At 73.2% G+C, this 18766-nt stretch carries 17 protein-coding genes; 4 read left to right on the top strand and 13 right to left on the bottom strand.

Annotated features, from left to right (window positions below; all coding sequences use genetic code 11):
• Positions 1–90: 90 nt before the first annotated feature.
• Complete coding sequence (locus EAD96_RS15340; protein ID WP_121684759.1) at positions 91–531, bottom strand: OsmC family protein; 441 nt, start codon at positions 529–531, stop codon at positions 91–93.
• Positions 524–1339 carry a TIGR02452 family protein gene (locus tag EAD96_RS15335; protein WP_121684758.1) on the bottom strand — a complete coding sequence of 272 codons (816 nt, stop codon included), beginning with the start codon at positions 1337–1339 and terminating at the stop codon, positions 524–526. Before EAD96_RS15335 ends, EAD96_RS15340 begins: the two co-directional genes overlap by 8 nt.
• Positions 1340–1563: 224 nt before the next feature.
• On the opposite strand from EAD96_RS15335, the gene EAD96_RS15330 reads away from it, so the two are divergent.
• A complete protein-coding gene (locus tag EAD96_RS15330; RefSeq protein WP_121684757.1) occupies positions 1564–2664 on the top strand; it encodes a carboxypeptidase-like regulatory domain-containing protein in 1101 nt (366 codons plus the stop codon).
• Here the strand turns inward: EAD96_RS15330 and EAD96_RS15325 are convergent.
• The 7 genes from EAD96_RS15325 to EAD96_RS15295 are packed head-to-tail and all read right to left on the bottom strand — an operon-like array spanning position 2624 to position 11367.
• Positions 2624–3904 (bottom strand): HAMP domain-containing sensor histidine kinase, encoded by a 1281-nt coding sequence (locus tag EAD96_RS15325; protein WP_121684756.1) that lies wholly within the window; start codon positions 3902–3904, stop codon positions 2624–2626. The genes EAD96_RS15330 and EAD96_RS15325 overlap by 41 nt on opposite strands.
• A complete protein-coding gene (locus EAD96_RS15320) occupies positions 3904–4575 on the bottom strand; it encodes a response regulator transcription factor (RefSeq protein ID WP_121684755.1) in 672 nt (223 codons plus the stop codon). The genes EAD96_RS15325 and EAD96_RS15320 overlap by 1 nt, the downstream gene beginning before the upstream one ends.
• Positions 4576–4627: 52 nt before the next feature.
• Positions 4628–5896 carry a cation:proton antiporter gene (locus EAD96_RS15315; protein ID WP_121684754.1) on the bottom strand — a complete coding sequence of 423 codons (1269 nt, stop codon included), beginning with the start codon at positions 5894–5896 and terminating at the stop codon, positions 4628–4630.
• Complete coding sequence (locus EAD96_RS15310) at positions 5893–7227, bottom strand: cytochrome P450 (RefSeq protein ID WP_121684777.1); 1335 nt, start codon at positions 7225–7227, stop codon at positions 5893–5895. The genes EAD96_RS15315 and EAD96_RS15310 overlap by 4 nt, the downstream gene beginning before the upstream one ends.
• Positions 7224–8300, bottom strand: a complete 1077-nt coding sequence (locus EAD96_RS15305) for an alpha-hydroxy acid oxidase (RefSeq protein ID WP_121684753.1) — start codon at positions 8298–8300, stop codon at positions 7224–7226. The genes EAD96_RS15310 and EAD96_RS15305 overlap by 4 nt, the downstream gene beginning before the upstream one ends.
• A 1-nt stretch (position 8301) precedes the next feature.
• A complete protein-coding gene (locus EAD96_RS15300) occupies positions 8302–9867 on the bottom strand; it encodes an NAD(P)-binding domain-containing protein (RefSeq protein ID WP_121684752.1) in 1566 nt (521 codons plus the stop codon).
• Positions 9868–9879: 12 nt separating this feature from the next.
• Positions 9880–11367 carry an aromatic amino acid ammonia-lyase gene (locus EAD96_RS15295; protein WP_121684751.1) on the bottom strand — a complete coding sequence of 496 codons (1488 nt, stop codon included), beginning with the start codon at positions 11365–11367 and terminating at the stop codon, positions 9880–9882.
• Positions 11368–11430: 63 nt separating this feature from the next.
• Here EAD96_RS15295 and EAD96_RS15290 point away from each other — a divergent pair, with 63 nt between their 5' ends.
• From EAD96_RS15290 to EAD96_RS15280, 3 genes are all read left to right on the top strand, one after another.
• Complete coding sequence (locus EAD96_RS15290; protein ID WP_121684750.1) at positions 11431–12975, top strand: NAD(P)-binding domain-containing protein; 1545 nt, start codon at positions 11431–11433, stop codon at positions 12973–12975.
• On the top strand, positions 12965–14398 hold the full coding sequence (locus EAD96_RS15285; protein WP_121684749.1) for a class I adenylate-forming enzyme family protein: 1434 nt from the start codon (positions 12965–12967) through the stop codon (positions 14396–14398). Before EAD96_RS15290 ends, EAD96_RS15285 begins: the two co-directional genes overlap by 11 nt.
• 122 nt (positions 14399–14520) lie before the next feature.
• A complete protein-coding gene (locus EAD96_RS15280; protein WP_233585792.1) occupies positions 14521–16089 on the top strand; it encodes a CopD family protein in 1569 nt (522 codons plus the stop codon).
• A gap of 33 nt (positions 16090–16122) precedes the next feature.
• On the opposite strand, the gene EAD96_RS15275 is transcribed toward EAD96_RS15280, so the two are convergent.
• The 4 genes from EAD96_RS15275 to EAD96_RS15260 form a co-directional block, all read right to left on the bottom strand.
• Positions 16123–17046, bottom strand: coding sequence for a M56 family metallopeptidase (locus EAD96_RS15275; RefSeq protein ID WP_121684748.1), 924 nt, complete (start codon positions 17044–17046; stop codon positions 16123–16125).
• A complete protein-coding gene (locus EAD96_RS15270; protein ID WP_121684747.1) occupies positions 17043–17405 on the bottom strand; it encodes a BlaI/MecI/CopY family transcriptional regulator in 363 nt (120 codons plus the stop codon). Before EAD96_RS15270 ends, EAD96_RS15275 begins: the two co-directional genes overlap by 4 nt.
• A 93-nt stretch (positions 17406–17498) precedes the next feature.
• Positions 17499–18155: a DUF305 domain-containing protein gene (locus EAD96_RS15265; protein WP_121684746.1), complete on the bottom strand. Its 657-nt coding sequence runs from the start codon at positions 18153–18155 to the stop codon at positions 17499–17501.
• Positions 18156–18231: 76 nt separating this feature from the next.
• The gene (locus EAD96_RS15260; RefSeq protein WP_121684745.1) at positions 18232–18660 is read right to left on the bottom strand and encodes a DUF6153 family protein; all 429 of its coding nucleotides are present in this window, start codon (positions 18658–18660) and stop codon (positions 18232–18234) included.
• Between the last annotated feature and the right edge of the window lie 106 nt (positions 18661–18766).

Below are 18766 nucleotides of genomic sequence, written 5' to 3'. Positions count from 1 at the left end.
GCGGCTCGCCTCACCCGTGACGCTCGTGGCAACGGCATTACCTTCAAGTTACGGCAATGTTCTCGTTAACATAGACGGGTGTCAAGGTATTCATTCCGGGTCGGCCGTCGCGTCCACGATGGAGACGGGCGTGCCCAGCTCCACCGTCCGGGACACGGTGCAGAGCCGGTCGTGCGACTGCCGCAGGGAACGTGGCAGCATCTCGCGGGCCCGGTCGCCGTCCGCACCGTCCGGGAACGTCACCGCGAACGTGACGGTGAGGTTCTCCATCCGGTTGCCGGCCTCCGGGTCGCGGATCTTGTCGCCGCTCACCGTGACGGCGAACCGGGTCGGTTCGGCGCGCCGGCTGGTCACGTGGTCGACGTCGACAGCGGTGCAGCCGCCGAGGGCCGCCAGCAGCAGTTCCACCGGCGTGAAGGTCGCGTCCTCCCCCGTACCCATCGCAAGCTCGCCGCCGCGGGCGTTGCGCGCCACGTATCTGCCCACGCTGGTGCGCTCGATCTCCACCGACCGGAAGGTGTCCTCACTCATGCCACGAACCTACCGAAAAGCGTTCCGCGAACGTGCGGTACACCGGAGTGCCCGGCAGCCCGTCGCGAACGGCGAACACCACGAGGTCGAACCGGTCGACCACCCGGAGCGCGTCGGCGAACGCGCCCGCCACAGTGGCCGGGTCGTTCCGGAACACCCCGCACCCCCACGCGCCCAGCACCACGGTCCGGTGCCCGTGCGCGGCCGCGACCTCCAGCACCCGCCGGGCGCGCCGTGCCAGCACCGCCGGCACATCGGCGGCGCGGTCCGGCTGGTTGCGCAGGATCGCGCCCAGGTTCGGCGCCGCCGCGGTCAGGAAGGAGGTGGTGTACGGCCGGTCGAGCAGGTTGCCCTTGTCGTCGCGGAACACCGGCACGCCCGGGGAGTGGACGACCCGGTCGCTGTACCGCAGGTCCCGCTGCGCCCGGTGGAAGGCGTAGAACTCCGGCGCCGCGAGCAGGCACGGGTAGAGCGCCGACGAGCGGGCGATGCTCTCCTCCTGCGCCTGCGCCCCGCCCAGGAACCCGCCACCCGGGTTCTTCGCCGACGCGAACACCAGGCACGCCGCGCCGGACCCGAGCCGGTGGGCGGCCTGCAACGTCGACTCGTACGTCACCTCCACGGCGCCGGCACCCGGCCGCGCGCCATCGAGGTGGAGGACTTCGTCGGGCAGGTGCTCGCGGGTGCCGGCGACCGCGGCGCGTACCGCCGCCCCGATCTCGACGTCGTCACCGGCGTCGTTGCGATAGCGTCCGGCTTCGGCGATCGCGACCGTCTGCCGGGCGATCTCGCGGAGACGGCCGCTCATCGGGCATACCCGTCGATGTCGTGCATGATCGGCAATCTAGGCAGTCCGCACCGTGGCAGCAACCGATTAGCCACCGGCGGCGGCCTCGCGAGCGTCGACGTCGATCGACGCCGGGCAGCCGTCGCTGCTCTCGGGGGCGGGTCGCGCGACCCGTCCGCCACAGGGCATAGTGGCCCGCGGCTCCATCGACCGATGTTGCCCGCTCTCGGCGAAGGTGGTGGGAAGTGACGACGCGCTCACGTGTCCGACGGGCCCGGGCGGCCGTACTGGCCGTGCTGGCCGCAGGGGCGCTCGCGGTGGCGGCGGCACCGGCGACGGCCGCGCCGGAGACGGTGAGCATCCTGAGCGTGTCGGCGGAGAACGTGAAACCCCGCGAGACGGTACGCGTGCAGTTCCGCGTCACCAACAACGGACGCCGGGCCGAGACGGCGATCGTGGTGGTGGGCGGCGGCCTGCGGTGCGCCACCGGCTGCCGGGCGGAGCCGAATCTCGGTCCCGGCCAGAGCCGGACCTTCGACGCGACACTCGTCGCCCCGGATGCCCGGCCGGGCGAGACCACCGGGCTCAACATCTCGGTCGGGGTGCGGCTGGCCGGGCAGAACAGCTACGCCTACAAGATGGTCTACGTCCACGGGGCGGGTGCCTCGCCCACCGGCGGGGCCTCACCGGCGGCCGGGGTGAGCGGGGTCTCCGGCCGGGTCCGCGACGCCGACGGGAAGGCGATCGGTGGCGCCGACCTGACCATCCGGGACAGCGCCGGTCACGAGTACCGGACGACCAGCGACCGCAGCGGTCAGTTCTCGATCACCTCCAAGGCCGGCCGGACGATCGCGGAGGGGTCCATCACGGTCCGCGCGTCCATGGACGGCTACCGCACCGCCCGCGCGACCGTGCGGGGCCGGGCCGGTGACGTCGCCACCGTACGGCTGACCCTTGCCGCGGTGGCCACGCCGGCCACGGCGTCGCCGTCCCCGGCCGAGGAGGCGAGCCCTCTCGCCGCGGCGGCCGACGACGACCTTCCCGCGGCCGCGCCGCCCACGCTCGAGGCCGCCGGCGAGGAGAGCGGCAGTACGTCGATGTTCCTCCTGGGCGGCCTGCTGGTCGCCGCGGGCCTGGGTGCGCTCGCACTGGTGCTGGTGCGCCGGAGGAACGCACCGGGCGCGGTGGCGGCTCCCCCGGCGACCCGGCTGCCGGCCGGCGGTGACCTGGCCGACGCGCCGACCGCGATCCTGCACCTCGGGCCTCCCGGCGGCGGGCCGGAGAACGCGTTCCACGATCCGGCGCTCACGTACCGGCGCCGAGCTGCCACATCCGAAGGTTCCTGATCCGCGACGCCCGGCCCGTGGTGCCCGGCGATCGCGTCCGGGGAAGGCGCACCGTGAAGCGGGCTCCCCGGCCCGTCCGGCCCTCCGCCTCGATCGTGCCGTGGTGACTCGTCACGACCTCCTGGAGCAGGGCCAGTCCCAGGCCGAAGCGGCGCTCTCCGGAGCCCGCGCCGCGGTGGAACCGGTCGAAGATCCGCCGGGCGTCCGCCTGGTCGAAGCCCTTCCCGGTGTCGGCGATCACGATCTCGGCGACGTTGTCGACGGCCCGGAGCGTCACGTCGATCCGGCCGCCCGCGGGCGTGTGGGCCAGTGCGTTCGCGAGCAGTTCGCCGACGACCCGGCGCAGGGCCGACTCGACACCCGGCACCGGCAGCGGGCCGGCGGGGGTGTCCAGGGTGAGGGTGACCTGGCGCTCGGCCGCACGTTCGGCCTCGGCGGCGAGCGTCGCGCCGATCAGCGAGGTGAGGTCGACCGGCGGGTCCGGTTCCCGGTCGGCGGGAGCGGCGGCGAGACGGGCCGAGAGCAGCAGGTCGTCGACGATCTCGCCGAGCCGGCGGGTGGTGCCGATCAGCCGTTCCAGGTCCTCCCGGTTCGTGGCGGCGCCGTCGTGGCGCGCCCGCCGCGCGATCAGCTGGGCCCGGGTGTGCACCTGGGCGATCGGGGTTCGCAGTTCGTGGCTGGCGTCCGCGACGAACCGGCGCTGCCGGGTCAGGGCCTCCGCGAGTGGTGCGACGGCTCGACGGCCGACGACCGTGCCGGTCAGCACGGCGGCGAGCAGCCCGACCACCGCCGCGAGGCTGAACGCGAGCAGGAGGTGCCGGCGGTCGGACAGCTGGAAGCGGGCGTCGAACACCGCCTGGACCACACCGTCGCCGCGGGCCTCGGTGCGGACGTGGTAGGTCGTGCCGTCACGCGTGACGGTGGTGATCTCGGTGGCCCCGGTGGCCGCCACCGTGGCCAGCGCGTCGTGCAACGGGAAGCCCGGTGGTGGCGGGTTCGCGCCGGTGTGCACCGTGGTGCCCTCGTACTCGAAGATCCAGCTGCAGGCGGGCGGGCCGGCGATGGTGCCGTGTGCGGTGCCCCACGCCAGCTCACGCTGGATCTGCGCGTTCTGGCCGCGGACCAGGACCGCGTAGGAGATGCCGCCCGCCAGCAACAGCAGGGCGCCGATGGTGAGGCCGACGAACAGGCCGATCCGGAGCCGGGTCCGCCGCACGATCGTCTGCTCGGCCGCCTCCATCAGAGCGTGCCGAGGCGGTAGCCGAGGCCGTGCACGGTGCGTACCGCCCCACGGCCGAGTTTGCGCCTCAGGTAGTAGACGTAGGTGTCGACTATCGACGCCGCCGCGGCCTCCTCGAAGACCTTGCGGCGCAGCACCGCGCGGGGATGCACCGTGTTCGGCCGGGCCGCCAGCACACGCAGCAGCTCGAACTCACGGGTGGACAGGGCCACCCGGGTGCCGTCGGGCAGCACCGCTTCGCGTGGCCCCAGGTCGAGCACCCCGGCACCGATGCGCAGCACGTCGGTCGGCTCGGGCGTACGCCGGCACAGCGCCCGCACCCGCGCGCTCAGTTCGTCGAGGTCGAAGGGCTTGACCAGGTAGTCGTCGGCGCCCGCGTCCAGCCCGGCGATCCGGTCGTCGACGGTGCCGAGCGCGGTGAGCATCAGGGTCCGGGACGGGACCGCCCGGGCGCGCAGCCGGGCGACCAGGTCGAGGCCGTCGAGCGCCGGCAGCATCCGGTCGATGACCATCACGTCGTACGAGCGGGTCAGCCCGAGATGCAGCCCGCGCTGGCCGTCGAAGGCCCGGTCGACCAGGTAGCCTTCGTGCCCCAGCGTCTCGGTGAGCATCTCGGTCAGATCCGCGTCGTCCTCGACCAGCAGCAGCCGGTTCGATCTTCCGCCCCGCATGTGTTAACGATCTCATAGATGCCGGTCGATGCAACCATCGGTATTTGCATCTTCAACTATCTGAAACCGCCAGCGCGGGCGCGCGGACGTCGTCGGGCCGTTGCGCCTCCCGCCGCTCGATCCAGCTCAGCGCCGGCGTCGTCATCAGCGTGGTGACCAGCGCGACCAGCACCAGCACTGTGAACAGGGACGGGTTCACGATGCCCGCCTCCAGTCCCACGTTCAGCGCGATGAGCTGCATCAGGCCGCGGGCGTTCATCAGCGCGCCGACCCGCAGCGCCACACCGGACGGCTCACCGCGGAGCCTCGCCGCCGCCCAGCAGGCACCGAACTTGCCGGCGATCGCCACCGCCACGCAGGCCAGCGCGAACAGCAGCACCGGCAGCGAACCGAGCAGCCCGAACTCCGTCCGCAGCCCCGAGTAGGTGAAGAACAACGGCAGGAAGAGCGTCGCGGCGACCGGGGTGAGCGTGTCCACGACCCGGTCGGTGTTGTCGGTGCGGGGCATCACCACGCCGACCGCGAACGCGCCGAAGACCGCGTACAGCCCGATCTCGTCGGTGTACCAGGCGACCAGGAACAGCAGGGCCACGGTGCCGAGCAGCCGGGCGCGGTCGTTCAGGGCGCGGTGGGTCATCAACGTGGAGGTGACCGTACGCCCGCCGAGCCAGAGCACCAGTCCGAACAGGACCGCCCCACCGGCGGTGACGATCGCGGGACCGGCCTCGCCGGAGGCGAAGGCCAGGACGGCGGCCAGCATGATCCAGGCGGCCATGTCGTCGATCGCGCCGCTGGCCAGGGAGAGCGTGCCGTGCCGGGTGCCGGCGTGCCCGTGCTCGGTGATGATCCGGGCCAGCATCGGGAACGCGGTGATGGCCAGCGCGACGCCGACGAACGCGGCCGAGACCCCGAGTGACGTCCCGTCGGCCTGGATCGGCACGGCGCCCGCCGTCACCAGCACCAGCAGCACCCCGAGCACGAGCGGCGCGGTGACCCCGGCCAGGGAGATCACGCCGGCGGTGCCGGCCAGCCCGGTGACCCGGTGGGCGCTGAACGCGTACCCGGCCTGGAACATGAACAGCACCAGTCCGACCTGACCCACCACGTACAGGACCGGCAGCAGCGGGGCCGGGAACAGGGCGTTCTGCACGTCCGGCAGGAGGAGCCCGAGCAGCGACGGGCCGAGCAGCACGCCGGCGAGCATCTCGCTCACCACGGCGGGCTGGCCCGCCTTGCCGAGCAGCCAGGCGACCCCCTTGCAGAAGATCAGGATCACCGTGACCGCGATGAAGAACCGCGGCGCCAGCTCCGTTGGTGTCATCGGACCGCCCTCTCGAAGTAGTCGGTGCACAACCGCTGCCGGCGGGCGTCGAGCACCATCCAGGTGCCGAACACCAGTTGCCGGACGCTGCGGCCCACGTCCGCCCACCGGTCCCGCGACCGCATCGCGGCCAGCCGCAGCCGCCCCGGACCGGTGCACCCGGCCGGAGTCAGATACGCCGGGCCGCGGCTGGGCAGCGAGCGGGTGTGCGAGGCCGAGGAGGTCAGGACGTACCGGCGCAGCACCTCGCGGGTCGCGGCGCGCAGCATCACCGGCGCGACGCCGCGGGCCGGGCAGGCCCGGTTCGCGGTGACGCCGTACGGAATGAAGTGCGCGTCGCCGCGCCTGAGCGTCAGCCACCGGTCCGGGTCGAACCGGTCGTCCCCGGCGGCCCCGCCGCGGTGGAACGCCAGGTAGTTGAAGAGCAGCACGGTCCCGGCGGGCAGGGACACGCCGGTGGGCAGCGTGATCGGCGCCGACGTGATCCGGTGCGCCACGCCGAAGAGCGGATGCACCCGCAGCGTCTCGTCGATCACCCGGTCCAGTGCCTCGTCGTCGTCGAGTCCTCGCTGGAGGCCGGGATGTGTGGCGAGGGCGAGCAGCACGTGCGCCATCGCCTCGGACATCTGCACCACGGCGGTGTTGAAGAAGGCGCCCTGGAGATACCAGGCCGTCTCCTGGACCGTGAACGGCGGTGGCAGCGTCACCGGGCAGGTGCCCGCCTCGATCCGGTCGTGCAGGTAGGCGGTCAGCCGGTCGCGCCGCCGCATGTGCCGCAGGCCGGTGCACTTGAGCCCGTTGACCACGTCGGAGGCGTTGGCGACGATCAACGCCCGCGCGTCAGGGGGGCACGCCTCGCCGAAGACGAGTTCGTAGTAGACCTCGGCCCAGACCGGCATCATCAGGTCGCGCAGCCGTACGTGGCTGGTCCGGCCGGCCGGCAGCCGGTCCAGCACCCGGCGGGTGGCGGCGGTCGCCAGGTCGTCGCAGCCCTGACGGCGTACCGCGAGCACCCGCCGCGTCGTGGCGGCCACGGTCCGGTAGCGCTCCCCCGGCTCCAGATGTTCCTGGTGCATGTGCGGTCCGGGCGCCAGCCAGTACCAGAACAGGTCCGACAACCCGGCTCCCCGGCTGCGCCCGTCCGCCGCCGGATCGGCGTACACCCGCTCGAAGTGCTCCATGCCGACGGTGGGGCCCGGCACCGGTACGCCCTCGACGCCGTTGACCTTGACGAACACCCACTCCCGCAGCCGGACCACGGTCCGGGGCAGCCAGTACGGAACGGTCCACGCGATCCCCGCCAGGATCGGCAGGGCGATCAGGACGTTCATCCGCATGCCACCGTGGCGATCAGGTCACCGCGCAGGTCGGCCGGACCGGTGACGCCGGCCAGCGCCAGCGCCCGGTCGAGGTCGGCGTGCAGCAGGTCGAGCACGTGGCGCACCCCGGCGGCGCCACCCACCGCGAGCCCCCACAGCACCGGGCGGCCGACCAGCACCGCGCTCGCGCCGAGCGCCAGCGCCACCAGGACGTCGGCTCCCCGGCGGACGCCGCCGTCGAGCAGCACCGGCAGCCGACCGCCGACCGCCTCGACGACGGCCGGCAACGCGTCCAGGGTGGCGAGCGCCCCGTCGAGCTGCCGGCCGCCGTGGTTGGAGACCAGCAGACCGTCGAGACCGTACGAGACGGCCAGCGCCGCGTCAGCGGGATGCAGCACCCCCTTCAGCAGGATCGGCAGCGTGGTGACCTCGCGCAGCCAGGCGATCCGGGCCCAGTCCAGCCCGGCGTCCATCCCGATGTCGCGCACCCGGCCGCTCGCGTCGCGCATGTTCTCGCAGACCAGCCCGGGCGGCAGGTCGGCGAAGCCGTGCCGCAGATCGCGTTCCCGCCGGCCGAACACGGGTGAGTCGACGGTGACGACCAGGGCCGAGCAGCCGGCCGCCTCCGCCCGCCGCACCACCGACGCGGTGAAGTCGAGATCCGCCTGCGGATAGAGCTGGAACCACAGCGGCCCCCCGGCGGCGGCGATCTGCTCGACCGGCCGGGTGGCCGCCATGCTGACCACCATGATCGTGCCCGCCTCGGCGGCGGCGCGCGCGGTGGCCACCTCGCCCTCGGGGTGGGCCAGCCGGTGGAACGCGGTCGGCGCGATCAGCACCGGCATCGAGATCCGCGTGCCGAGCAGCGAGGTTCCCAGGTCGCGCCGGCCCGCGCCGCGCAGGACGCGGGGCACCAGGTAGCGCCGGGCGAACGCCGCCTCGTTGGCGCGGACCGTGCGTTCCTCGCCGGCCCCACCGGTGAAGAAGTCCCAGTGCACCGGGTCCAGGCGGCCCCGCGCGTCGGCGGCCAGCTCGGCCAGGTTCAGCGCCGGGCCGTCCAGCGCGGTGCCGTCCAGCGGACGCATCTCAGCCCTCGACGCCGCTCAGGCAGCGGTCGACGAACGCGACCAGCGGCGCGACGTGGGTCTCCGGCCGATCCCACCGGTTCTCCAGGTTCTCCGCGAGGTGGTGCGTGGCGACGACCCGGCCCGCCCGGTGGTGGCGGACGACCGGATGCAGGTAGGCGGCGTCGTGGGCCTGGCCGGGGACGTCCTGGGCGATCCGGCTGACAGTGACGTCGAACGGATCCACCCGGTCGTGCTCGGGCCCGTACTCGAGCGTGACGACGAAGGCGTCCGTGTAGTCGTGGTCAGCGGTGCGCAGGCCGGTGCCGGTGAAGTACTCGACCGGCACCTCGTCGTGGTAGCGCGCGTCGGATCCGGCCACCGTGACCACGTCGCCGAGGAAGCCGAACTGCTGCCACAGGGCGGAGGTGCGGTTGACCCGCGCGACGACGGCGTCGGCGATCAGCTCTGCGGTGGTGTCCAGCTTCTCCGCCGGCCACGGCGTGTCCCCGTACCGTCGCTCCAGGATCCGGTGCAGCGCCCGGACGGCGTACCGGAAACCGTGGATGAAGCCGCTCGTCGAGCGTTTGAAGTCCCGTTCCTGGCTGATCGTGCCGGCGAAGTAGAGGCCGGGCACGTTCACCGACTCCCACTCCGGGGTCTGCGCCGGGAAGCGGTCCCGGATCGCGAGTTGCGGACGGCAGGTGTCGTCGAAGACGGACGCGTCGAAGGCGAACCCGGTGCAGGCGAGCACCCGGTCGTACCGCAGTTCCTTGACCACCTCGTCCGCCCGGGAGAACGAGAACGTCACCTTGTAACCGGCACCGTCGCGCTCGATCCGCCTGACGTCGCCGTCGAGGATCGCGTTCGCCGACTTCAGCTGGTACGTGTCCAGGAAGTTGTTGTTCACCGCGCGCAGGTGACCCACGTAGTGCGTACGCCAGGCCATCCGCACCGAACTCGGCCCGGCGAGGTGGATCAGCGTGGTGGTCTCCATGAGGTTGTCCGCGGTCTCGAACGCGGAGTTCCCCTTGCCGATGATCAGCACCTTCTGGTCGAGGTAGTCGCGCGGGTCGACGGACATCTCCGCGTACTGTTCGGCGAGTTCCAGCCCGGGGATCTCCGGCCGGTACGGCTGGGAGACGCCGGTGGCGACGATCAGCCGGCGCGCCCGGAAGACCTCCTCCCCCGCCCGGGCCTCGAACACCCCGTCGACCTTGCCGATCGACGTCACCCGGGTGCCGTACCGGACCCGTACCCCCGTCTTCGCGGCGAAGTCCGCCAGGTAGCGGAGCATCACGTCGGCGTCGGGGAAGTACCGTTCCGTGTAGCCGGTGAACCGCAGCGCCGGGTCGTCGCTGAGCAGTGAGTTCCAGTCCAGCCGCAGGTTCAGCTCAGGGTCGTCCGAGCCGGTGTGCGGCTTGTTGATGGAGATCAGTTGCCGGTGGCGGGGAAAGGTGGCGAAGAACGCCCCCGGGATGTCCGCCTGTTCCAGGACCAGGTAGTCGCGCTTGCCGTCGGCCTCCAGCAGAGCCGCGAGTTGCAGGCCCGCCGGCCCGGCCCCGACGATCAGGTAGTCAAGCGTCATGTGCGCCCACTCTCAGGAGAAAGAAACGGAGAAATCCGCGATCACGTCGGCCGTGCGCCGCACGTCACCGTCCAGCGGCCGGTCCGGGTCGACCGGCGGTACGACAGCGGCCACCGCCGCGAGCGCCCCGGCGCAGCCGGACGCGGTCGGCTCACGCGCCCCGACGTACGCGGCCTGGCGCAGCCCCAGCGCGAGCGACCCGACGACGAGGTGCAGCAGCCGGGCCTGGTCCAGCGCCCGCAGCGCGGCCTGGGTGCCGAGCGGGACGACGTCCTGGTTGTGCAGGTTGGTCGGCACGCTCTGCATGCTCGCGGGCATGGTGTCCCGGCGGATCTCGGTGACCAGCGCGGTCGACGCCAGCTGCACCCCCTGGAGCCCGTGCTGCCGGCCCGGCCCGGCGGCCAGCATCGGCGGCAGGCCGCCGTTGCGGTTCGGGTCGACGAGCAGGTCCAGTTGCCGTTCGGCGAGGTTCCCGACCTGCGCCGTGACCATCGACAGCACGTCGGCGGCGAACGCGGCCGGCTGCCCGAAGAAGTTGCCGCCGTGCACCACGAGGTCGTCGTCGGGAAAGAACAGCGGGTTGTCGGTGACGCTCGCGAGGTCGGCCGCGACGACGGCGTCGACGTAGCGCAGGGCGTCCTCGGCGGCGCCGAGCAGTTGCGGCGTGCACCGGATGCTGTACGGCTCCTGCAACGGACGTCCGCCGGACGCGACGAGTCCGTCGCTGACCCGGCGCATCCGCGCGCCCACGTCGATCGTGCCCGGATGGCCGTACGCGCGCAGCAGCCGGGCGTCGAGGAACTGCGTGTCGCTGCCGAGCAGATCGGCGAGCAGGCAGGTGAGCACCTGGACCGCCCGGTGCGCGGCGCGGACCGTGTCCAGCGCCAGCGCCGTCGCCGCCGTGGTCAGGGATGTGCCGTTGACCAGGGCGAGGGCGTCCCGGCCGTCCAGCGGCAGGGGTTCCAGCCCGGCCCGCTTCAGCGCCTCGGCCGCGGGCATCCGCACCCCGTCCAGGTAGGCGTGGCCGCGGCCCCGCAACGCCTGGGCGGCCGCGCCGAGCGGGACCAGGTCACCGCTGGCACCGACCGAGCCCAGCCGGGGCATCGCGGGGACGAACGTGGTCGCGAGCATCGCCGCGAGGGCGTCGATCACATGCGGGGACACACCCGACGCGCCGCGGGCCAGCGACGCCGCCCGCAGCAGCAGCGTCGCGCGGACCACCTCCGGATCGAGGTCCGGGCCCTGACCGGCGCCGAGGTGGGCGAGCGTGTTGTCGGCCTGGTCACGCAGGTCGGCGCGGCCCGCGTACCCGACGAGGGCGCCGAAGCCGGTGGTGGCGCCGTACACCGCGCGGTCGTCGCCGAGCACGGTGGACAGGAACGTACGGGCAGCCGTGACCCGGTCGCGGACCCGCGGTCCGACCACGACTTTGATCGGGTCACGGGCGGCGCGGAGATCGGCGATCCGCAGCGGGACATCGAAGTCCACCTCTGTCGTCATGCGATCGCACCCTAGAGACGAATTCTCAGAACGCTCTGAGATCGGGTCGCTACGTTGCGGCGCATGACGCTCGACTATCTGATCATCGGAGCCGGACCGGCCGGGTTGCAGCTCGCTCACCTGCTCGAGCGCGACGGCCGCGACCACCTGGTCCTGGAAGCCGGCCCGGCGCCGGGCACGTTCTTCACCACCTACCCCCGGCACCGGCAACTCATCTCGATCAACAAGGTGTGGACCGGTTCCGACGACCCGGAGTTCAATCTGCGCGCGGACTGGAACTCACTGCTCACCGACGATCCGGCGCTGCTGTTCAAGAACTACAGCCGGCGCTACTTCCCGGACGCCGCGGACCTGGTGCGCTACCTCGCGGACGTCGCCCGCGGCCTGCGGGTCAGGTACGACACCCGGGTGTCCCGGGTCGCGCGCGACGGCGACCTGTTCACCGTCCACGCCGGCGACGACACCCTCACCGCCCGCCGCGTGGTCGTCGCCACCGGCGTGTCCCAGCTGTACGTGCCGCCGATCGCGGGCGCCGAACTCGCCGAACGGTACGACACGGTCAGCGTCGACCCGGACGACTTCACCGACCAGCGCGTCCTCATCATCGGCAAGGGCAACTCCGCCTTCGAGACCGCCGACGCGCTCGTCGAGACCGCCGCCGTCATCCACGTCGCCGGCCCGCACTCGGTCAAGCTGGCGTGGCAGTCGCACTACGTCGGGCACCTGCGTGCGGTGAACAACAACTTCCTCGACACGTACCAGCTCAAGTCGCAGAACGCGGTCCTCGACGGCACCGTGGAGCGGATCGCCCGGCGCGACGACGGCGGCTACCGGATCGACTTCCGGTACGCCCGCACCGTCGAGGCGATCCGGCAGATCGACTACGACCGGGTGATCCTCTGCACCGGATTCCGGTTCGACGCGAGCATCTTCGACCCGTCCGCCCGGCCCCGGCTCGTCATCAACGACCGCTTCCCCGAGCAGACCTCGGCGTACGAGTCGGTGAACGTTCCCGGCCTGTACTTCGCCGGCACCCTCACCCAGCAGCGCGACTTCAAGCGCTCGACGAACGGGTTCATCCACGGCTTCCGGTACGGCGTGCGGGCCCTGCACCGGATCCTCGACGCCCGCCACCACGACACGCCCTGGCCGGCCACGCCACTGGAGGTCACCCCGGAGGCGATCACCGACGCGATCATCGGGCGGATCAACCGCACCTCGGCGTTGTGGCAGCAGTTCGCCGTCCTCGGTGACGTCGTCGTCATCTCCGGCGACACCGCGCGGTACCACGAGGAGGTGCCGGTCGCGTACCTGCACGACGGCGGCCTGGGCCCGGAACCGTTCGCGTTCGTGGTCACGCTGGAGTACGGGCCGGACCACGACCAGGTCGACCCGTTCGACATCACGGTGCCGCGGATCGCCGAGAACGACGCCGCGCACGCGCACGACGCCAGCTACCTGCACCCGGTCGTCCGGGTCCACCGCGGCGGCCGGGTCGTCGCCGTGCACCACCTCGCGGAGAACCTGGAGAACCACTGGAACCTGCCGGACGTCCACCACCAGCCGCTCGTGCTCTTCGTCAAGGGCGTGCTCTCCGATGCCGGCTGAGGTCTGGCCGCAGCCCGTACTGGACCTGCTCGCCGCCGGCGACGACCGGCCCGTCTTCGAGGACGGCGACCGGACCGTCACCACGGCCCAGATGTACCGGACGGTCCGCCGCATCGCGGCCGGCCTCCGGGCCGCCGGCGCGGGGCCCGGCGTCGGGGTGGCCCTGCGCCTCGGCGTCACCGCGGAGGCGTTCGCGACGGTCATCGCGGCGTTCGCGATCGGCGCCCGGGTCTCCGGGATCCGCCCCGACCTGACCCCGGCCCACCGAGCCTGGCAGCTCGGCGGCAACACACTGCTGGTCGACGACGCCCGGGTCGCCGAACTGGCACGCACCCCCGACGACGGAAGGCCGCTGGTCGCCGCCGGACGCCCGGACGACATCGCCCGGATCATCTGGACCAGCGGCAGCACCGGCAGTCCGAAGGGCTGCGCGCAGACGTACGCGGCGATGAGCGCGGCCTGGGCGCCGTACCCGGATCGCTGGCCGCCGGCGGTCGCGGACCTCGCCACCCGGCTCCAGCGTTACCTCGTCTTCGGTTCGCTGAGCAGCCAGGTGATGCTGGAGTACGGCATCCTCACCCTGGCCGCCGGCGGCACCCTGGTCGCGGCCCGGCCCCCGGGTCTCCCGGGCATGATCGCCCGGCACCGGGCGACCGCGAGCGTGATCACCGTGGGCAAGTTGAACCAGCTCGTGCGGGACCAGCGCACCGATCCGGCCGACCTGAGCAGCCTGCGGGCCCTGCTGGTCTCCGGCTCCCCGCTCCCACCGGGCCGGCTCGCCGAGGCGCTCGACGTGCTCGGCCCCGTCGTCTTCCACGGCTACGGCCAGACCGAGACCGGCATGATCACGATGGTGACGCCGGGCGAGATGCTGGCGTACCCGGCCGCGCTCGCCTCGGTCGGCCGCCCTCCCCCGGTGACCACGCTGTCCATCCGGGACGCCGACGGCCGTCCCGCCACCCAGGGGGAACTGTTCGTCCGGACACCGGCGCAGGCCGCCTCCTACTGGAACGATCCGGTCGAGACCGCCGAGGTGTTCGTGGACGGCTGGGTCCGCACCCGCGACCTGGCCCGGCTGGACGGCGACGGCTACCTGCACCTGCTCGGCCGGATCCGGGACGTCGTCATCGTGCAGGCCAACCTGGTGTACGCCGGCCCGATCGAGCGGGTCCTCGCCGCCGACCCGACAGTCGCCGAGGCGTACGTCGTCGGCCGTCCCGACGACGTCACCGGGGAGGCGGTGCACGCGTACGTGGTGCCGGCCGCCGGTTGCGTGCCGGACGCCGGGCGGCTGCGGGCAGTGGTGGCGGATGCGCTGGGGGAACCGTCCGCTCCGCGGACGATCCAGTGGATCGACCGGGTTCCGGTGGCGCCCAGCGGGAAGCCGGACAAGCGCGCCCTGGCGTACATGACGACCGGCTGACCGCGGCCCTCGGCGCGGTCGGGGTCTACTACCAATTCTTAGTAGTTCCCCTAGGATGGCGACCGCATCAGGTCGGAGCGATGGGCGCCGGGTCCATGTCTCCCTGACGAAGGGGATCAGTGGTGCCTATCCCGCGGCGTCATCGGTTACCGGCGCGCGGCGCGGCCCGATGGGTGCTGCTGGTGTGGCTGGCGCTGTGCCCCGCCGTGTTCGTGGTGCTCGGCTTCGCCTCGCCCGCCGCCGCGCACTTCAAACTGCTCAAGGTCGTACCGGCGGACGGCGCGCGCGTGGACGGCGCGGTCGCGGAGATCCGGCTGACGTTCAGCGCCCCCGGCACGCCCACAGCGGCCGGCTTCAAACTCTCCCGCGAGGGCGCTGCCGTCCCGGTGACCAGTCACACCCCCGACGGGGGCCGTACGTGGCTGGTCCACCCCTCCGCCGCGTTGACCGGCGGGGAGTTCACGCTGCGCTGGAGCGTGGCCGCCCCGGACGCCCATCCGCTGACCGGCGACGTCACGTTCACAGTGGTCCCGGCCGCCGCGCCGCCGGGCGCGACCGCCACGCCTCGGCCCACCGCCGGTGCGCAGGGGCACGCCGGTCACGGTGGACCGGGCGTTCCGTCGGCGTCTCCACCGGCCCACTCCGGCGCTCACGCGGTGGGTCACACCGCCGACGCCGACCAGGGTCCGGTGCGGCTGGTCGGCACGGCGGGGCGCTGGCTGTCCTACGGGGCGATCCTGCTCGGCGTGGGCGGTCTCGTCTTCGCGTTGACCACACTGGTGGGGACGCGCAGCGACATCCGGCTGGTCCAGGTCTGGGTGCGGGCCGCCGGGCTGACGGTGGCGGCCGGCGTGGTGCTCGAACTCGCGGCGCTGGCGGCGGTGTTCGGCGGGGACGGTCTCGCCTCGGCGGTCAGCGTGCAGGCGTTGACCGCGCTCGGCCGTACGCCGGTGGCCGCCGGGCTGGGTCTGCGGTTCGCCGGCGCGGCCGGGTTGCTCGTGGCCGGTTCCCTGGATGCGGCGCTGATCCGGGGCCGGCACGCGGCCGGGCGGCACGCCGTGGCCACAGTCGCCGCGATCCCGACCGCCCCTCGCCCCCTGGTCGTGCCGCCCGCCGGCGACGCGAGCGGCGAGGAGACGCAACGGGTACGCGCGCGAGCGGTCCGGCCGGTGCTCCTCGGCGTCACGGTGGCGCTGCTGGTCGGTTCGTTCCTGTTCGACGGGCACACCGTCACCGCCCGGCCACGGGCCATCGTCGTGGCGGCGGACGTCGCGCACACGGTCGCCGCGTCGGTGTGGGTCGGCGGGGTTCTGCTCCTGGCGGCGCTGCTGCTGGGGCGTGCGCGCCTCGGTGTGCCGACGGGCGCGGCCGAGATGGCGGTGCGGTTCTCCGTTCCGGCAACGGCGGCGGTGACGCTCACGGGCGTCGCCGGTGCCGCGTTGACGGTGGCGATCCTGGACCGGCCCGCTCACCTGGTGAGCACCGGTTGGGGACGGGTGCTCCTGGTCAAGGTCGCGTTGGTGGCGGTCGTCGCAGTCGTCGGGCTCTACAACAGCAGGCGGGTGGTCCCCCGGCTGGACGATCCCAGCCCGGACGGCATGCGTCGCCTGCGCCGCACGGTCCTGGCGGAGGCGGTGCTGATGGTGGCCGTCCTGCTGACCACCGCGATCCTGGTGAACGCCGGCACGTAGGTCGAGCCCGCGTTGCCGGGGCGGTCCGGGGGTCTACAGGCAGAACAGGATGCCGGTGACCACGCCGGCGCCCAGAGGGGCGGCCAGGGCGGTCGAGGCGAGCACCGCGCGGGCGAGCAGGTTGCGGCGGTGCGGGCGGCGCCCCTGGAGGCGCTGGAGCCGGATGGCCACGTCGTCGCCGGCCATCGACAGCGCGGACGGCGGGTGCGGCGCGCCGGCGAAGGTCAGCAGCGCGTCGCGTACAGCGGTCGGGCCGCACTCGCGGACGGCGGCGGCGTCGGCGCGCAGTTCGACGAGCAGGCGCACGGCCGCGGGCGCCTGGCGGGTCAGGGGCAGCCACGGTACGGCGGCCGCGAGCCCTTCCACGGCGGCCACCAGGAGGTGGTGGCGTTCTCGCAGGTGTGCCCGCTCGTGGCTGAGCACCGCGGCGAGCTGGTCCGCCGGCAGGTCACCGGCGGCACTGGCCAGGACCGTCAGCCCGCGGGATCCGCCGAGGCTGTAGGCCATCGGGGTCGGGTGGGGGATCCACAGCACCGCCGCCTCGCCGCGCTCCGACGGGCCGCCGGCCAGCGTGAGCAGGTCGGCGTGGGCGCGGTGAGCACGGTGGGCGCGCAGGGCCCGGCGGGCGCAGGTCGCCGTGAACCGGGCGAGCACGACCAGCAGGACCAACGCTGCGGCCGCCCCGCCGATCTCGTCGACGGCGGGCGGCCGGCTGGGTTGCGCCCAGTGCCAGCAGATGCCGGCGAGGTCGTGCAGCGCCCACCGCCGGGTGCCGCCCGGGGCGAGGAGCATCACGGTGGCGAGGACGAAGGTGGCGGTCACCGCGACGATCAGGCCGAGCCAGCCGAGCAGCATCGCGACGGGGTCGGCGACGTGCCGGAAGCACAACCGCAGCACGGCGGGGCCGCAGCAGGCGACCAGCGCCGCGCCGGTGACGAGGGCGAGCGCGAGGCTCACGCCCCGGACTCCCGCTCGTCGAGGACCTGCCGCAGGATGTGCAGTTCGTGGTCGGAGGCGGACCGGGCGAAGTGCAGGAGCACCAGGTCGGGATGGGTGCTCGTCTCGACGACCCGGCGCAGCGTCCGCGCGATGATCTCCTCGCGGGTGCCGGCGGCACGGTAGCGGTAGGCCTTGCCGTCCTTCTCCCGTACGGCCCAGCCCTTGCGGTGCAGGTTGTCCAGCACGGTGAGGACTGTCGTGTACGCCAGGGCTCGGTCGGTGGTCACCGCGTCGAGGACGTCGCGTACGAGCACGGGCTCGGGGGCACGCCACAGGACGTCCATCACTGCCGACTCGAGTCTGCCCAGTTCCGCCACGTGCTCTCCCTTCGTGCCGGTCAGGGTACGTCAGGTGTCGTGGCGGTGCGGCCGGTCCCGACGCCGAGGCCGGGACCGGCCGCACCCGGCCGTCTACAGGCGGTCGAGGATCTTCCGCAGGGTCTGCACCTCCGTGGCCTGATCCGCCGCGATCCTGGCGGCGAGCGCCTTGGCCTCGGGGTTGCGGCCGTCGGCCTGCTCGGTCCTGGCCATGTCGATGGCGCCGTCGTGGTGGGCGATCATCATCTCGGCGAACATCTTGTCGAAGGCGGCGCCGTTCGCGGCGGCGAGGTCCTTCATCTGCTGCTCGGACATCATGCCGGGCATCCCCGAGGTCATCCCCGGCATGTCGTGCCCGGGCGTGGCGCTCATCCCGGGCATGCTGTGGTCGCCGGGCAGGTCGGTGGGCTTGCCCCAGGCAGTGAGCCACCCCTTCATGGTGGTGATCTCCGGATCCTGCGCCGCCTTGATCCTGGCGGCCAGATCCTTCAGTTCGGTGTCGCTCGCGCGCGTCGGGGCCAGGTCGGCCATCGTGACCGCCTGCTGGTGGTGCGGGATCATCATCTGGGCGAACATCACGTCCGCGTCGTTGAAGGTGGCGCCGGCCGAGGGCGAGGCGCCCGTAGCGGAACTGCTGCCGGTGCCGTGCGTCATGCCGCCGGTGTCGTCGCCGCCGCAGGCGGCGACGGCGAGCAGGGCGGACAGGGCGACGCCCGCGAGGGCGGCGCGGCGCAGGATGGTCGGTTTCATCGGTACGTGGTCCTTGTCGTGAGGTGTGCCGGAACGGAGTCGTCGGGTCCGGGCGGGACGCCGGACCGTGCTCTCCTCACGTGCGCAGGACCGTTGCGGCGCGCAGTCGCAGCCCGATGGGCCGACGGGGTGGACCCCGGTCCGGGCGGTCGACCCGGGACCAGGGGCCGGCCGGCGTGCCGGCGCCCCGGCGGCGTCGGCGTAGCAGGGCCAGGACGCCGAGGATCAGGGCGCCGCCCAGCACCGCCAGGCACACGGTGAACGCGTGCAGGCCGTCGCGGTGCCCGGGCGAGCCGCCGTCTCCGGGTGCGGCGTCGGGCTCGGCGGCGATCTCGTGGCCGGTGCCGACGGCGTGGCCGGTGCCGGCGTGGGCGGCGCTCGCGTGAACGGCGCTCGCGTGCGCGGCGTCGGGTCCGGCCGGGTGACCGAAGGTGTGCATCCCGAACACTCCGAACGCCACGGCGACGAACAGCGCCGACCGCAGCAGCGGGTGAGCGCGTCCCATCCCACCCCCTCCGCACGTCCGGCCCGGCATCAGCGTCTACTACAGGCGCATAGTAGATGGGATATCACGGCGACCGGGCACGGGGAGGGCGAACGCGTACAACGCG

The organism is Micromonospora sp. BL1 (assembly GCF_003667485.1).
Classification (GTDB): domain Bacteria; phylum Actinomycetota; class Actinomycetes; order Mycobacteriales; family Micromonosporaceae; genus Micromonospora; species Micromonospora tulbaghiae.
This window is presented reverse-complemented; position numbering and strand designations above follow the sequence as displayed.

Bases quoted from the DNA above. Each gene is read 5' to 3' on its own strand.
- EAD96_RS15340 (WP_121684759.1), bottom strand. From the start codon at position 531: ATGAGTGAGGACACCTTCCGGTCGGTGGAGATCGAGCGCACCAGCGTG.
- EAD96_RS15335 (WP_121684758.1), bottom strand. From the start codon at position 1,339: ATGAGCGGCCGTCTCCGCGAGATCGCCCGGCAGACGGTCGCGATCGCC.
- EAD96_RS15325 (WP_121684756.1), bottom strand. From the start codon at position 3,904: ATGGAGGCGGCCGAGCAGACGATCGTGCGGCGGACCCGGCTCCGGATC.
- EAD96_RS15320 (WP_121684755.1), bottom strand. From the start codon at position 4,575: ATGCGGGGCGGAAGATCGAACCGGCTGCTGCTGGTCGAGGACGACGCG.
- EAD96_RS15315 (WP_121684754.1), bottom strand. From the start codon at position 5,896: ATGACACCAACGGAGCTGGCGCCGCGGTTCTTCATCGCGGTCACGGTG.
- EAD96_RS15310 (WP_121684777.1), bottom strand. From the start codon at position 7,227: ATGAACGTCCTGATCGCCCTGCCGATCCTGGCGGGGATCGCGTGGACC.
- EAD96_RS15305 (WP_121684753.1), bottom strand. From the start codon at position 8,300: ATGCGTCCGCTGGACGGCACCGCGCTGGACGGCCCGGCGCTGAACCTG.
- EAD96_RS15300 (WP_121684752.1), bottom strand. From the start codon at position 9,867: ATGACGCTTGACTACCTGATCGTCGGGGCCGGGCCGGCGGGCCTGCAA.
- EAD96_RS15295 (WP_121684751.1), bottom strand. From the start codon at position 11,367: ATGACGACAGAGGTGGACTTCGATGTCCCGCTGCGGATCGCCGATCTC.
- EAD96_RS15290 (WP_121684750.1), top strand. From the start codon at position 11,431: ATGACGCTCGACTATCTGATCATCGGAGCCGGACCGGCCGGGTTGCAG.
- EAD96_RS15285 (WP_121684749.1), top strand. From the start codon at position 12,965: ATGCCGGCTGAGGTCTGGCCGCAGCCCGTACTGGACCTGCTCGCCGCC.
- EAD96_RS15265 (WP_121684746.1), bottom strand. From the start codon at position 18,155: ATGAAACCGACCATCCTGCGCCGCGCCGCCCTCGCGGGCGTCGCCCTG.
- EAD96_RS15260 (WP_121684745.1), bottom strand. From the start codon at position 18,660: ATGGGACGCGCTCACCCGCTGCTGCGGTCGGCGCTGTTCGTCGCCGTG.